We start from the raw sequence: 12,828 nt of genomic DNA on the forward strand, positions 1-12,828 counted from the left end.
ACGATCAGCTTTGAGGAGTCGACCTTGCAGCCGCTCCGGTCATACACCGAGCCGAACCGGAAGAACCGACCCGGCGAACCCTACGGAGGCCCGCCACCGGGGTGGTGGACCTACCGAGGAACCCTAAATGTCATACCCCCCTCGGTACGGTGGCCGCCATGAGCCGGGCCAACGCCACGTACAGGTGCTCGGGGTGCGGCGTGCCGTCGCCCCGGTGGGTGGGGCGCTGTGCCGGGTGTGGGGAGTGGGGCACCCTGGGCGAGGAGGCTCCGCCGATCGCCGAGGGCCGGGCGTGGGTGGCGACCGTGCATGAGCCCGAGCCCATCGGCCAGGTGAGCGCCGGGTTGTGGGCGCCCGCTCCGACGGGCGTGGCCGAGGTCGACCGGGTGCTGGGCGGCGGGCTCGTCCCCGGGTCGGTGACCCTGCTGGGCGGCGAGCCCGGGATCGGCAAGTCGACCCTTCTCCTGCAGGTGCTGGCCGGCTTGGCCCGCGACCGGCGGTGCCTGCTGGTGGCCGCCGAGGAGTCGCCCCAGCAGGTGCGCCTGCGGGCCGAGCGGCTAAAGGGCTGGTGCCTGAACCCTCCTCAGGCGGCCGACAGCCCTGTTCGCGGCTCAGCTGAAAGGCGCTGGTCAGAGGCAGGTCGGGCGCCTCTGCGCGTCGCGCCGAACACGAAAGACACCAGCCTCTTGGAGACGGTCTCGCCCGACTTGTGGGTGGTGGCCGAAGCCGACCTGGCCACGGTGCTGGAGCGGGTCAGCCAGGTCGAGCCCCGCTTCTTGGTGATCGACTCGGTGCAGGCCCTCTCCGACGGTGGGGTGAGCGGGGCCGCCGGGTCGGTGAGCCAGGTCCGCCACTGTGCCCACCAGCTCGTGCGCCTGGCCAAAGAGCGCACGATCTCGACCGTCCTGGTCGGCCACGTCACCAAGGACGGCAGCCTGGCCGGTCCCCGGGTGCTCGAGCACATGGTCGACACGGTGCTGTCGTTCTCCGGCGACCGCCACCACGCCCTGCGCCTGCTGCGGGCCGTAAAGCACCGCTTCGGCCCCACCAGCGAGGTGGGCCTGTTCGAGATGGGTGAGGGCGGCCTCGAAGGGGTCGACGACGCCGGCCACCTGTTCCTGGCCGACCGGCTCCCAGGGGTGGCCGGGTCGGTGGTCGTCCCCGCGATCGACGGCAACCGCCCGCTGATGGTCGAGCTCCAGGCCCTGGTGGTGCCCGCCCCCCAGGGTGCACCTCCTAGGCGGTCGGCCCAGGGCGTCGACGGCGGCCGGTTGGCCCTGCTGCTGGCCGTGCTCGACCGGCGCTCGGGCGTGCGCACGCCGGGGTGCGACGTCTACGCCATGGCCGCCGGCGGGGCACGCGTGACCGACCCCGGGGCCGACCTGCCGCTGGCGCTGGCCGTGGCTTCGTCGGCCTGCAACCGGCCGTTGCCCCCCGACCTGGTGGCTTGCGGCGAGGTGGGCCTGGGGGGCGAGCTGCGCCAGGTACCCCATCTGGGCCGGCGGATGGCCGAGGCCGCCCGCCTCGGGTTCCGGTCCGCCCTGGTGCCCGCGTCGGCGCCCGAGCCGCCCCCGGGCATGGTCGCCATGAGGGCGTCGACCTTGAGCGACGCCCTCGGCCTGGCCGGCCTCGACGCCCGCCAGGTCGGCCTCCAAGTCGCGGGGGCGGGCCGGAGTTCGAGCGGTCGAGGGACGCCAACCCCGGTGCAATGGGGGCGGCAGAGGCGCTAGCATTCCAGCGTGCCTTCCAGGCGGCATCTGGCGTTCACCGACGCTCTGGCGGCGGTGGCGCCCGGTACTGCGCTCCGGGAAGGGCTCGACCGCATCCTCCAGGGCAACCGTGGCGCGCTCGTCGTCATAGGCGACGGCCCCGAGGTGCTGGCCATCTGCTCGGGCGGTTTCTTGCTCGACGCCGAGTTCACGCCCCCCCGCCTGTCCGAACTGGCCAAGATGGACGGCGCCATCATCTTGGCCGCGGATGCCAGCCGTATCGCCCGGGCCAACGTCCACCTCGTGCCCAACCCCAACGTGCCCACGTCCGAGACGGGCACCCGCCACCGTACGGCTGAGCGGGTGGCCCGTTCGATCGGTGTGCCGGTGGTGTCGGTCTCCGAGGACATGGCCGTCATCGCCGTCTACCACGGCGACGTCAAGCACCCGCTGGAGCCCTCGGCCCGGCTGCTCAACCGGGCCAACCAGGCCCTCCAGACCCTGGAGCGCTACAAGAACCGGCTCGACACGGTGTCAGGCGAGCTGTCAGCCCTCGAGGTGGAAGACCTGGTGACCGTGCGCGAGGTGGTCGTCGCCCTCCAGCGGGCCGAGATGGTCCGACGGATCGCCGAGGAGATCCGCGACTACATCATCGAGCTGGGCACCGATGGCCGCCTCGTACGCCTCCAGCTCGTCGAGCTCATGGGTGGCGTCGAAGACGACCGCCGCCTGGTGATCAAGGACTACTTCCAGGTGGCCGACGACTGGCAGCTGAGCCAGGCCATGGCTGCGCTGGCGGAGATGAGCACCGAAGACCTGCTCGACCTCAAGTTGGTGACGGCCGTCCTCCGTCTCCCGGTCGAGGCTTCCGACGTGGAGATCAGCCTCCAGCCACGCGGCTACCGCATCCTGTCGCGGATCCCCCGCCTGCCCGACGTGGTGATCGAGCGGGTTGTGGAGCACTTCGGTTCGCTCCAGAAGATCCTGCGGGCCACGGTCGACGACCTCGACGAGGTCGAGGGGATCGGTGAGACGCGGGCGCGGGCCATCAAGGAAGGGCTGTCCCGGCTGGCCGAGAGCAGCATCCTCGACCGCTACGGCTGATCGCCGGCCGCGCCGGCAAGTTGTCGTTGGTCGGCATTCCTGGCACTCTGGTTGTTGTCCCGTTGTTGTCTCGTTCCTGGGAGATCCATGTCCTTCGATGTCGGTGACAAGGTCGTCTACCCGCACCACGGCGCAGCTGTCATCGAAAAGAGGGAGACGAAGGACTGGTTCGGCGCAGACCGCGAGTACCTCGTCCTCAAGCTCGCGTACGGCGACCTGACCCTCAGCGTCCCGGCCGACAACACCGAGGCCATAGGCCTGCGGGAGGTCATCAACGACGAGGAGGTCGAGGAGGTGTTCGCCGTCCTCCGCAAGAAGGAGGCCCGGATGCCGACGAACTGGTCCCGTCGCTTCAAGAACCACGTCGAGAAGCTGAAGTCGGGTGACATCTACCAGGTGGCCGAGGTCGTGCGGAACCTGTCCATCCGCGAGAAGGACAAGGGCCTTTCCGCGGGCGAGAAGCGCATGCTGACCAAGGCCCGCCAGATACTGGTGTCCGAGCTGACCTTCGCCCTCTCGGTCGACGAGGCCGAGGCCGAGAAGAAGCTCGACGAGGCACTGCCGTAGGACCCGTCTGGGCGGTGGTGGTCGCGGCCGGCTCCGGTAGCCGGTTCGGCGCCCGCAAGCAGTACGAGCTGCTCGACGGCCGGCGCGTGGTCGACTGGTCGGTGGCCGCGGCGCGAGCGGTGGCCCACGGCGTGGTGCTGGTCGTACCGGCCGACAGGTCGACCGAGGCCGAGCCCTCGGTCGACGCCGTCGTGGCCGGGGGTGCGACGCGCTCGGAGTCGGTGCGGGCCGGACTGGCCGTGGTGCCCGCCGAAGCCGAGGTCGTGGTGGTCCACGACGCCGCCCGTCCCTGGGCTACACCCGAACTGTTCAGGGCCGTGGTCGCCGCCTTGGCGGGTGCCGACGGGGCCGTGCCGGGGGTGCCGGTTACCGACACGGTCAAGCGGGTCAGCGGCAGCCTGGTCACCTCCACCTTGGAACGGTCCGAGCTCGTGGCCGTGCAGACCCCCCAGGCCTTCCGGGCGGCCGCCCTGCGCCGGGCCCACGCCCAGGGGGCCGACGCCACCGACGACGCCGCCCTGGTCGAGGCGGACGGCGGGGTGGTGGTGATCGTCCCCGGCGAGGCGGGCAACCGAAAGGTCACCAACGCGTCCGACCTGGGGCCAGGACGGCCGTGAGCCGCCACCGGGTCGGCATGGGCTTCGACGTCCATCCCTTCGCGCTCGCCGGGGCCGGGCGGATGCTCGTGCTCGGGGGCGTGGAGTTCCCCGAGGGCCGGCCCCTCTCGGGCCACAGCGACGCCGACGTCGTGGCTCACGCGGTGGCCGACGCCCTGCTGGGGGCGGCCGGGCTGGGCGACCTGGGCCGGCACTTCCCCGACACCGACCCCGAATGGGCGGGGGCCGACAGCATGGGCTTGCTCGGAAGAGCGGTGGTCCTCGTCGGCCAGGCCGGCTGGGAACCGGTCAACGTCGACTGCAAGGTCGTGCTCGAGAACCCCCGGCTGGCCCCGCGCCGTGAGGAGATGGAGGAGCGGCTCTCGGCCGCCGTCGGCGCCCCGGTCACCGTCGGGGGAAAGCGGGCCGAGGGCCTGGGTGCGCTGGGCCGGGCTGAGGGCATCGCCTGCTGGGCCGTCGCCCTGCTGGAGCAGCGAGACGGCGAAGCCGGCGAGAGTGGCTGACGGCGGCCGCCCACCCCGCCGGAAAGGCAGCCAGGACCGCCAGGGCGGCCAGGGCCGCCCGCCGGCCGGGGGCCGGGGAACGGGCCGGGCCAGGCCTCCCGCGCCCCCGTCGACCCGTGGTGGCAGCAACCGGGGCGCCCGGGGAGGGCGGGCCGGGGAGAGCGAGGGGAGCGGGGGTCGACGCTTCGGTTCGGGCCGCGGGACCAGAGGGGGACCGCCCACGGGCCGGGCCCGGTCCCGGTCCGAGGAGAAGGGCCTGGGCGGCGAGCAGGTCGAGGGCCGCCAGGCGGTGGCCGAGCTGCTGGCCGCTGGTCGGCGGCGGGTGCGCGAGGTATGGCTGGCCGAGGACCTCAGTCCCGCGCCGGTGATCGACGAGATCGTGGGGCTGGCCGAGCAGAAGCGAACGGCCGTGCGGTGGGTGCCCCGGGGACGCATTGACGCCGCCGCCCGTACCGAGGCCCCCCAGGGGGTGCTGGCCCGGGCCGAGCCCCTGGCCGAGGTCGACTTCGAGGACCTGTGCCGCTCGGGCCCTGGCGGTGAGCCCCCCTTCCTGCTCGCCCTCGACGGGGTCACCGACCCCCAGAACCTGGGGGCCCTGCTGCGTACGGCCGAAGCCGCAGGTGTCACCGGGGTGGTCCTGGGCCGCCACCGGGCCGTCCACGTGACCCCGGCCGTAACCAAGGCAGCCGCCGGCGCCGTGGAGCACCTGCCTATGGCCGTGGTGGGCGGCATCCCCGCGGCCGTGGCCCGCGCCCGGGAGCTCGGGCTGTGGACGGTCGGTCTGGTGGCCGACGGAGGCGAGGACCTCTTCTCGACCAGCTTGGGCGACGGTCCGGTCATGGCCGTGCTGGGGGCCGAGGGCCCGGGGTTGTCCCGGCTCGTCCGCCAGCGGTGCGACGTGCTCGTGTCGATCCCGCTCCGGGGCCGGCTGGCCTCGCTCAACGTCGCCGCGGCGGGCGCCGTGAGCCTGTTCGAGCTCGCCCGCCAGCGGGGCCCGGCCCGTTCCTGACCGATTTCTGCGCGAACCGACGGCGCGGCCATTGACACGCGGAGTGACGGTATGTAGAACAGTCAGGTCGCCTCTAGGCAGAAATCACATACCGACCCGCCGCAGCCTCCGCCGCACCATCGAGGAGCACCCTGAATGCCGGAAACCCACCTGGAGCACCCTCGGTACGCCGTCTCCGACGACGAGCTGGTCGAGCTGTTCCACCAAGGCGAGGTCCAGGCCCTCAACCAGCTCTTGGAGCGCTACCGCCGGTTCGCCCGGGCCAAGGCCCGCTGCTACTTCCTCGTGGGGGCCGACTTCGACGACATCGAGCAGGAAGGCATGATCGGGCTCTTCAAGGCCGTCCGTGACTTCCGGCCCGACCGCCAGGCGTCGTTCCGGGCCTTCGCCGAGCTGTGCATCACCCGCCAGATCATCACGGCCATCAAGACGGCCACCCGCCAGAAGCACCAGCCGCTCAACCGTTACGTGTCGCTGTCGGGCCTGCGGGTCATCGACGACCCGGCCGAGTGGTGGGTGGAGGAGCTGCTCGACGACCACCACGTGCCCGACCCGGCCGACGAAGTGGTCTCGGGCGAAGGCATGGCGGCTATGGAGGCGATGATGGCGGCCATGCTGTCGAACCTCGAGGTGGACGTGCTACGGCTCTACCTCGAAGGACGTTCTTACCAGGAGATCGGCGTTCTGCTGGGCCGGCATGTGAAGTCGATCGACAACGCCCTCCAGCGCATCAAGCGCAAGTTGGAGGCCCATCTCAGCTCTCGCGACTCCGACCAGCTCGAAGTCGTGGCGGTGGCCTGACCAGGAAGTTCCCGGGCCCAGCGGCGAGCCGGTGGTCGGATTCGAACCGACGACCTGACGATTACAAGTCGCCTGCGCTACCAGACTGCGCCACACCGGCGAGCGGGCGACGGCCCGTGCTGTGTGACAGGCTAGCCGGGGGATGCTTGAACTCAGAGCTCAGGGGGAGCAACCTGCCCCTAATGGGACTCAGCGATTGTGAGCGCGCCATCCTCGATTTCGAGCGATCGTGGTGGATGGCACCGGGCTCCAAGACGGCGGCCATCCGTGCCGATCTCGGGCTCTCGCCGACCCGCTACTACAAGGTCCTCAACTCCCTCATGACATCGCCTGACGCTTATTCCTACGACCCCCTGCTGGTCCGGCGGCTCCGCCGGGTGCAGGCCGAGCGCCGGCGGGCACGCGTCGTGGGCCGCCCGGCGATGTACCCGCCGGGACGCTGAGGTCAGGGCGGGTGGGCGCCGAGCGACCAGGGGGCGCGGCAGCAACCGGTGCGGGTGGCCGCGGCGTGTTCCTCCTCGGTATCGCCCTGCTGCTGGGGATCGTCCTGCTCCAGAACTTCGACAGCGGCAACCCGCCGTTCGCCGAGCAGGTGCGCACGGGCCAGACGACGTCCACCACCATCGAGGAAGAGCCTGCCGACCCCGTCGGGCCCACGCCGACCACCCGCCCGGTGCGGCCCCCCGCTGATGTCAGGGTGCTGGCGGCCAACGGCACCACCACCTCGGGCCTGGCCGGGCGCACGACCGACATCCTGGGCCAGCAGGGCTACAACGCCCTGGCCCCGCTCGACGCCACCCGGGTGGTGGAGGCGTCCCAGGTGCAGTACAAAGCCGATTTCGAGGCCGAAGCCCGGGCGCTCGCCCAGTTCCTGGTCCTACCCAACAGCTCGCTGCGGGTCATGGAGGACACCCCTCCTGTCCCCGAGACCCGCGACGCCGACATCATCGTGGTGATCGGGGCCGACCTGCGCCTGCCCGATGCCACCTCGGCCCCCACGAGCTCGAGCACCTCGACGACCGTTCGCTAGTGGCGGTGGCTCCTCGTGGGGGGTCGATCACGGCCCCCCTGACTGGCGACCCCTTGCGGGCCGGGGTCTTCTGCGACTTCGACGGCACCCTGGCCCCCATCGTCGAGGACCCCACGACGGCCAGGGCCATCACCGGGGCGGGCGAGGTGTTCGGGGCCCTGGCCCTGCGCTTCGGCCGGGTGGCGGTCGTGTCGGGCCGGCCCGCGGGCTTCCTACTGGCCCACTTCGCGGTGGAAGGGGTGGAGCTGTGGGGCCTCCACGGGCTGGAGACGGTCGAGGAGGGCCGGGTGGTGGCCGCACCTGGTGCCGAGCCGTGGCGTCCGGTGGTGACCTCGACAGCGGCCGCCGCCCGCCGCCAGCTGGCGGGTGCCGAGGTCGAGGACAAGGGCCTCTCGCTCACCCTCCACTACCGGCGCCGGCCCGACCAGGAGCGAGCCGTCTCGGCGTGGGCCGCGGCCGCGGCCGAGAGCACGGGGCTGGAGGTCCACCCCGCCCGCAGGTCGGTGGAGCTGCGCCCACCTGTCCCTCACGGCAAGGGGACGACCGTGACCACTCTGGCCGCCGGGTTGGCGGCCGCCTGCTTCGCAGGCGACGACTGGGGTGACCTGGAGGCCTTCGAGGCCCTCGACCGGCTGGCCGAGCAGGCCGAGTTCACCGCCGTCAAGGTGGGGGTGGACAGCCCCGAGGCGCCCGCCCCCCTGCTGGCCGGGGCCGACGTGGTGGTCGACGGCCCTGCGGGCGTGCTCGCCTTCCTGCGGGACCTGGTGGCCGGGTAGGCCTAGGGCGCGCCGACCAAGGGGTTGGCCGGCCCGGGGTCGCGCGTCGCCGCCGCTAGCTGGTCGTCCAGCCAGTGACGAGGGCTGCGCCGGGCCACCAGCTTTCGGGCCGAGGCCCCCCGGCTGGCCCGCTCGCCGGGCTCCATGGCCAGGGCCGCAGCCATGGCGTCGGCCGTGGCGGTGACGTCGAAGGGGTTGACCCCGAGGGCCGCCGGGCCCAACTCCTCCCACACGCCCGCCTCCCGGCTGAGCACGAGCACACCGTCGCGCTCGTTGAGCAGCGCGCCCTCCTTGGCCACCAGGTTGAGGCCGTCGCGAACGGGGTTCACCAGCAGCACGTCGTAGCGGCGCAGGGCGGCCACCGACGCCGGGAAGTTGTCCGAGGTGTCGAGCAGGACAGGCGTCCAGTCGGGGGTACCCCACCGGTCGTTGAGCAGGTGGGCCACCGACTCGACCTCTTGGCGGTAGGCCAGGTACTCGGGCAGCGATTCCCGTGAGGGGTACACCAGTGCGGCGAAGACCACCCGGCCCCGCCACTGCGGGTGCGCCCCCAGGAGCTCGTCGAACGCCCAGAAACCGCGCAGGAGGTTCTTCGACAGCTCGATGCGGTCGACCCGGAGCACCAGCTTGCGGTCGCCGACCCTCTCGTCGAGCTCCTCGAGGGCGGCCGCACACTGGGGCGACCGGGCTGTCGAGGCGATGTCCTCGTGGTCGGGGGACAAGGGGGCCACGAACGTCGCGGGCTCGAAGCCCAGGACCTGCTGGCAGCACTCCGCGAAGTTGGCCGCCCATCGCCGGGCGTGGAAGCCGCACGACTGGTGGCTGCTCATGCCCACGAGCAGTTCCTCGGCCACCGTCGTGGGCAGCATGCGCAGCGACGCCGGGTCGCAGAAGGGGATGTGGGTGAAGTGGACGGCCCGCAGGTCGCGCCGTTCCTGAGCCAGCCACGTGCCTACCAATGCCAGGTGGTAGTCCTGCACGAGCACGGTGGCGCCCTCGGGGGCATGGTCGATCACGGCCTGGGCGAACGTGCGGTTGACCCGCCGGTAGGCGTCCCACGAACTGTGCCAGCGCCGGTCGAGGCGGGGCCGGCGCGACAGGTCGAACAGCTCGTGGTGGAGGAACCACAAGGTGGAGTTGGCCACCACGTCGTAGAACATGCGGTAGTCGCGGGCGTCGACGGCCAGGGACCTGATCCGGAAGCCCTCGGCTTCGATCGGGCCCTGGGCGGCCGCCTCCCGGTCGGCGTCGCTTATGGCCGCGGCCAGCCACATGGCCCCCGTGTCGCGTACGAGAGGGCCGAGGCTGGACACGAGGCCTCCCGCCCCGCGGCGGGCGACGAGCTGCCCGTCGTCACTCCGTGAGAACGACAGCGGGCCCCGGTTGGAGACGACGACGAGGTGTTCTGGCTCGGCGACGATGCCAGAACCCTAACTGCCCGGCGGCCCGACCCCGGCAAACCTGCGCGGGAACCGTGGGCGTTTCGCCCACGGTTCCCGCGCAGGTTTCGCGGGGCCTCTTACCTGGCGGCGGCCAGAAGCCGGTCGACGACCTCGGCCACGCCTTCGCCGTAGGGGCCCGTGGTGCGGTTGGGCCAGGCCAGGGCCGGGTCGGCGTTGGCCACGAGCCACAGTTGGCCGACTTCGGCCGCGCAGGCCAGGTCACTGGCCGAGTCGCCCACGTACGCCGTAGCCGGCGGGGCCAGGCCATGGCGGGCCATGTCGGCCCGCACGGCGGCCGCCTTGCCCGTCCCGGTGGGCGCCAGGTGGTGAGCGTGGCCGTTGTCGATCACCTCGCACCAGTCGAAGCCCAGCGAGGCGAGGTGGGCGGTGGCTTGCGCGGCGGTGACCGGGCCGCGCAGCAGGAAGGTGGCCTCGCGCCCCTCGTTCCACGGGTCGAAGGGGACGAGGCCCAGTCCGGCGACGGCCGCAATGGCTCCCCGCTGGTGCATGGCCTGCACGGGCGTCTGGCCCACGAACGGGAACGTCCCGAGCTCGTAGCGCACCTCCCGGCCCTCGACGTGGACGCACCCCAGCTCGGCCAGGCCCCGGCCCAGGCCCAGCAACCGGCAGAGCTCGAACACCTGCACCCGCCCCCGGCCCGACACGGGTACCACGTCCAGACCGGCCTGCCGGGCCTTGACCAGGGCCTCGGCCACCCTCGTCGAGCCCCCCCAGAACAGGTCCCCCCCGGGGCCGACCAGCGTGCCGTCGATGTCGACGTAGAGCGTCGTCACCGGCCTGCACGCTCGTCTCGCCGAGCGCCCCGGGGAGGGTGCTCGGGCACGGGCCCGCCGACGCCCGCCCGGGAGAAGGCCGCGGCCATCACCTCCTGGGCCTGGGGCCGCAGCTCGGAGAGCGGACGGTTGCGGTGGCGGCGCTCCCCCAGGTCGACCTCGGCCATGGCCTCGAGACCCACGAGAGCGGCCACGTCGACCAGCAGGGCGATGTCGACGCCGTACCCGGCCACGAACGGGACGGCTTCGAGCACCCACCGGTGAGCGGCCAGCTCGCCGCCCAGCGGTTGGCCGAAGCCGGCCAGGTGGGGGAAGAGCAGCGAGATCAGGGGCCGAGCGACCAGTTCGGTGACCCGGCCCCCGTCGCCGGGCCGGGCGTAGGTCCCCTTGGCGAAAGCCACCCGCTCGTCGGTCAGGACAGGGCCCAGGAGCCCGGTCACGAAGGACGGGTCGAAGTCGACCAGGTCGGCGTCGCAGAACACCAGGACATCGCCCCGGGCGGCTCCCACGGCCGTCCACAGCGCCCCGCCCTTGCCCGCCTGCTGGCCCGCTCCGTTCCTGGAGGTGACCACCATGGCCCCGGCGGCCGAAGCCGTCTCGCCGGTGGCGTCGGTGGAGCCGTCGTCGACCACCAACACCTCGTCCACCACGTCGAGGGCGGCGATGCGGGCCGCGATGGTCCCCACGGTGGCGGCCTCGTCCCGGGCCGGGAGGCAGACCGACACCGTCCGGCCGCCCTTGGCCGCGGCCACCGCCGCGGGAGAGAACGCGCGCCGGTCGAAGCGCAGGGGGCCCATGACGGCCATTGTCGTCCAATACGCTTTGACGACTGAAAAGTTGCCCGCCATCATGGTGGACAATCATCCAGAGCGGCTGAGGGACGGGCCCGTCGACGCCGCGGCAACCAGCGACAAGCCAGGTGCCAATGCCCGGTTCGATGAGGAGGTCCTCGTGGAGTTCGTGACTGGTCTGCGATGCCGGGAGTGCGGCCGCGCCTACCCGGCGGAGGCGCTCCACGTCTGCGAGTTCTGCTTCGGCCCGCTCGAGGTCGACTACGACTACGACGCGATCGCGGCCGCCACCACCCGCGAGTCGGTGGCCGCCGGACCGCTGTCGGTATGGCGCTACGCCAACCTGCTCCCGGCCCGTAACGACGGGGCCGTCGACCTAGGGGCGGGGTTCACCCCGCTCGTGCGGGCCGACCGGCTGGCCGCCGAGCTGGGCCTGGGCGAGTTGTGGATCAAGAACGACACCGTCAACCCCACGGGCTCGTTCAAGGACCGGGTGGTGGCCGTGGCCCTGGCCCGGGCGCGCGAGCTGGGGTTCAAGGTGGCGGCGTGTGCCTCGACCGGCAACCTGGCCAACTCGGTGGCCGCCCACGCGGCCCGGGCCGGCATGCGCCACGTGGTGTTCGTGCCCGCCGACCTCGAAGCCGGCAAGATCGTCATGACCTCGGTGTACGGGCCCCACTTGGTGGCCGTCGAGGGCAGCTACGACGACGTCAACCGGCTGTGCGCCGAGCTGACTTCCGAGCAGCCTACGTGGGCGTTCGTGAACGTCAACCTGCGCACCTACTACGCCGAGGGCTCGAAGACCCTCGCCTTCGAGACGGCCGAGCAGCTCGGCTGGCAGACCCCTGACCACGTAGTGGTCCCCGTGGGCTCGGGTTCCCAGCTGACCAAGATCGCCAAGGGTTTCGACGAGCTGTGGAAGGTGGGCCTGCTCGACGAGCAGCCCCACGTCCGGGTGTCGGGCGCTCAGGCCGCGGGCTGCGCACCGATCGCCACCGCCTTCACCGAGCACCACGACTACGTGAGGCCGGTCAAGCCCGACACCATCGCCAAGTCGATCGCCATCGGCAACCCGGCTGACGGCTGGTATGCCCTCGACGTGGTCCGCAAGAGCGGTGGTGCGCTGGCGGCCGTGACCGACGAGGAGCTGGTCGAGGGCATGCGCCTGCTGGCCCGCACCGAGGGCATCTTCGCCGAGACGGCCGCCGGGGTGACGATCGCCACCCTGGCCAAACTGGCGGCCGCGGGCGTGGTGCGCAGCGAAGAGCGGGTCGTGGCCTACGTGACCGGCCACGGCCTCAAGACGATCGAGTCGGTGGCCCACAAGGCCGGCCCGACCGTGACCATCCCCCCGACCTTGGAGGCGTTCAACGCCGCCCTGGGCCCGGACCTGTACGAGGAGAAGCCGTGAGTGCCATCGTCCGCATACCGACCCAACTCCGGTCCCTCTCGGGGGGCGAGGCCGAGGTGAGGGCCGAGGGTTCCACCGTGGGCGAGGTCCTTGGTGCGCTGGAGGCCGCTCACCCCGGGTTCCGTGAGCGCCTGTTCGACACCACGGGCAGCCTGAGGCGCTTCGTCAACGTGTTCGTGGCCGACGAGGACGTCAGGTTCGTCAAGGGGCTCGACACGCCCGTGGCCGACGGCCAGACGGTGTCGATCATCCCGGCGGTGGCCGGGGGCTAGAG

15 protein-coding genes, 1 tRNA gene and 1 riboswitch are annotated in these 12,828 nt (G+C 72.3%); of the genes, 12 read left to right on the plus strand and 4 right to left on the minus strand.

Going from position 1 to position 12,828, the window contains the following annotated elements:
- Positions 1–158: 158 nt before the first annotated feature.
- From radA to sigH, 7 genes are all read left to right on the plus strand, one after another.
- A complete protein-coding gene (radA, locus tag AB1673_01055; protein ID MEW6152565.1) occupies positions 159–1,730 on the plus strand; it encodes a DNA repair protein RadA in 1,572 nt (523 codons plus the stop codon).
- A gap of 9 nt (positions 1,731–1,739) precedes the next feature.
- The gene (gene disA / locus AB1673_01060; protein ID MEW6152566.1) at positions 1,740–2,813 is read left to right on the plus strand and encodes a DNA integrity scanning diadenylate cyclase DisA; all 1,074 of its coding nucleotides are present in this window, start codon (positions 1,740–1,742) and stop codon (positions 2,811–2,813) included.
- Between the two features lie 87 nt (positions 2,814–2,900).
- Positions 2,901–3,380, plus strand: a complete 480-nt coding sequence (locus tag AB1673_01065) for a CarD family transcriptional regulator (GenBank protein ID MEW6152567.1) — start codon at positions 2,901–2,903, stop codon at positions 3,378–3,380.
- A 14-nt stretch (positions 3,381–3,394) separates the two neighbouring features.
- Positions 3,395–3,997, plus strand: coding sequence for a 2-C-methyl-D-erythritol 4-phosphate cytidylyltransferase (locus tag AB1673_01070; GenBank protein ID MEW6152568.1), 603 nt, complete (start codon positions 3,395–3,397; stop codon positions 3,995–3,997).
- Positions 3,994–4,500 carry a 2-C-methyl-D-erythritol 2,4-cyclodiphosphate synthase gene (gene ispF / locus AB1673_01075; protein ID MEW6152569.1) on the plus strand — a complete coding sequence of 169 codons (507 nt, stop codon included), beginning with the start codon at positions 3,994–3,996 and terminating at the stop codon, positions 4,498–4,500. The genes AB1673_01070 and ispF overlap by 4 nt, the downstream gene beginning before the upstream one ends.
- Positions 4,493–5,509, plus strand: a complete 1,017-nt coding sequence (gene rlmB, locus AB1673_01080; protein ID MEW6152570.1) for a 23S rRNA (guanosine(2251)-2'-O)-methyltransferase RlmB — start codon at positions 4,493–4,495, stop codon at positions 5,507–5,509. The genes ispF and rlmB overlap by 8 nt, the downstream gene beginning before the upstream one ends.
- Positions 5,510–5,644: 135 nt before the next feature.
- Positions 5,645–6,310 carry an RNA polymerase sporulation sigma factor SigH gene (gene sigH, locus AB1673_01085; protein ID MEW6152571.1) on the plus strand — a complete coding sequence of 222 codons (666 nt, stop codon included), beginning with the start codon at positions 5,645–5,647 and terminating at the stop codon, positions 6,308–6,310.
- 26 nt (positions 6,311–6,336) lie between these two features.
- Here the strand turns inward: sigH and AB1673_01090 are convergent.
- Positions 6,337–6,410 (minus strand) — tRNA-Thr (locus AB1673_01090).
- Between the two features lie 82 nt (positions 6,411–6,492).
- Between AB1673_01090 and AB1673_01095 the strand changes: the two genes are divergently transcribed.
- The 3 genes from AB1673_01095 to otsB all read left to right on the plus strand — a co-directional run bounded on the left by AB1673_01095 (position 6,493) and on the right by otsB (position 8,116).
- A complete protein-coding gene (locus AB1673_01095; GenBank protein MEW6152572.1) occupies positions 6,493–6,753 on the plus strand; it encodes a DUF3263 domain-containing protein in 261 nt (86 codons plus the stop codon).
- 65 nt (positions 6,754–6,818) lie between these two features.
- Positions 6,819–7,340: a LytR C-terminal domain-containing protein gene (locus AB1673_01100; protein ID MEW6152573.1), complete on the plus strand. Its 522-nt coding sequence runs from the start codon at positions 6,819–6,821 to the stop codon at positions 7,338–7,340.
- A complete protein-coding gene (gene otsB / locus AB1673_01105; GenBank protein MEW6152574.1) occupies positions 7,340–8,116 on the plus strand; it encodes a trehalose-phosphatase in 777 nt (258 codons plus the stop codon). The genes AB1673_01100 and otsB overlap by 1 nt, the downstream gene beginning before the upstream one ends.
- A 2-nt stretch (positions 8,117–8,118) precedes the next feature.
- Here otsB and AB1673_01110 read toward each other — a convergent pair whose 3' ends face one another.
- The 3 genes from AB1673_01110 to AB1673_01120 all read right to left on the minus strand — a co-directional run bounded on the left by AB1673_01110 (position 8,119) and on the right by AB1673_01120 (position 11,158).
- Positions 8,119–9,537 carry a trehalose-6-phosphate synthase gene (locus tag AB1673_01110; protein ID MEW6152575.1) on the minus strand — a complete coding sequence of 473 codons (1,419 nt, stop codon included), beginning with the start codon at positions 9,535–9,537 and terminating at the stop codon, positions 8,119–8,121.
- 98 nt (positions 9,538–9,635) lie between these two features.
- Positions 9,636–10,352, minus strand: coding sequence for an HAD family phosphatase (locus AB1673_01115; protein MEW6152576.1), 717 nt, complete (start codon positions 10,350–10,352; stop codon positions 9,636–9,638).
- A complete protein-coding gene (locus AB1673_01120) occupies positions 10,349–11,158 on the minus strand; it encodes a glucosyl-3-phosphoglycerate synthase (GenBank protein MEW6152577.1) in 810 nt (269 codons plus the stop codon). Before AB1673_01120 ends, AB1673_01115 begins: the two co-directional genes overlap by 4 nt.
- A 51-nt stretch (positions 11,159–11,209) precedes the next feature.
- Positions 11,210–11,296: riboswitch (SAM riboswitch) on the plus strand.
- A 7-nt stretch (positions 11,297–11,303) separates the two neighbouring features.
- Between AB1673_01120 and AB1673_01125 the strand changes: the two genes are divergently transcribed.
- Together AB1673_01125 and AB1673_01130 are read left to right on the plus strand one after the other, a co-directional pair.
- The gene (locus AB1673_01125) at positions 11,304–12,554 is read left to right on the plus strand and encodes a threonine synthase (protein ID MEW6152578.1); all 1,251 of its coding nucleotides are present in this window, start codon (positions 11,304–11,306) and stop codon (positions 12,552–12,554) included.
- Entirely contained in the window at positions 12,551–12,826 is a 276-nt protein-coding gene (locus tag AB1673_01130) for a ubiquitin-like small modifier protein 1 (GenBank protein ID MEW6152579.1), read from the plus strand. Before AB1673_01125 ends, AB1673_01130 begins: the two co-directional genes overlap by 4 nt.
- The last annotated feature ends 2 nt before the right edge of the window (positions 12,827–12,828 follow it).

Source organism: Actinomycetota bacterium (assembly GCA_040754375.1).
GTDB lineage: Bacteria > Actinomycetota > Acidimicrobiia > Acidimicrobiales > AC-14 > JBFMCT01.

What these genes read in the sequence shown, in the direction of transcription:
- AB1673_01095 (MEW6152572.1), top strand. Translation starts at nt 6,493, where the DNA reads ATGGGACTCAGCGATTGTGAGCGCGCCATCCTCGATTTCGAGCGATCG.
- radA (MEW6152565.1), top strand. Translation starts at nt 159, where the DNA reads ATGAGCCGGGCCAACGCCACGTACAGGTGCTCGGGGTGCGGCGTGCCG.
- AB1673_01120 (MEW6152577.1), bottom strand. Translation starts at nt 11,158, where the DNA reads ATGGCCGTCATGGGCCCCCTGCGCTTCGACCGGCGCGCGTTCTCTCCC.
- sigH (MEW6152571.1), top strand. Translation starts at nt 5,645, where the DNA reads ATGCCGGAAACCCACCTGGAGCACCCTCGGTACGCCGTCTCCGACGAC.
- AB1673_01065 (MEW6152567.1), top strand. Translation starts at nt 2,901, where the DNA reads ATGTCCTTCGATGTCGGTGACAAGGTCGTCTACCCGCACCACGGCGCA.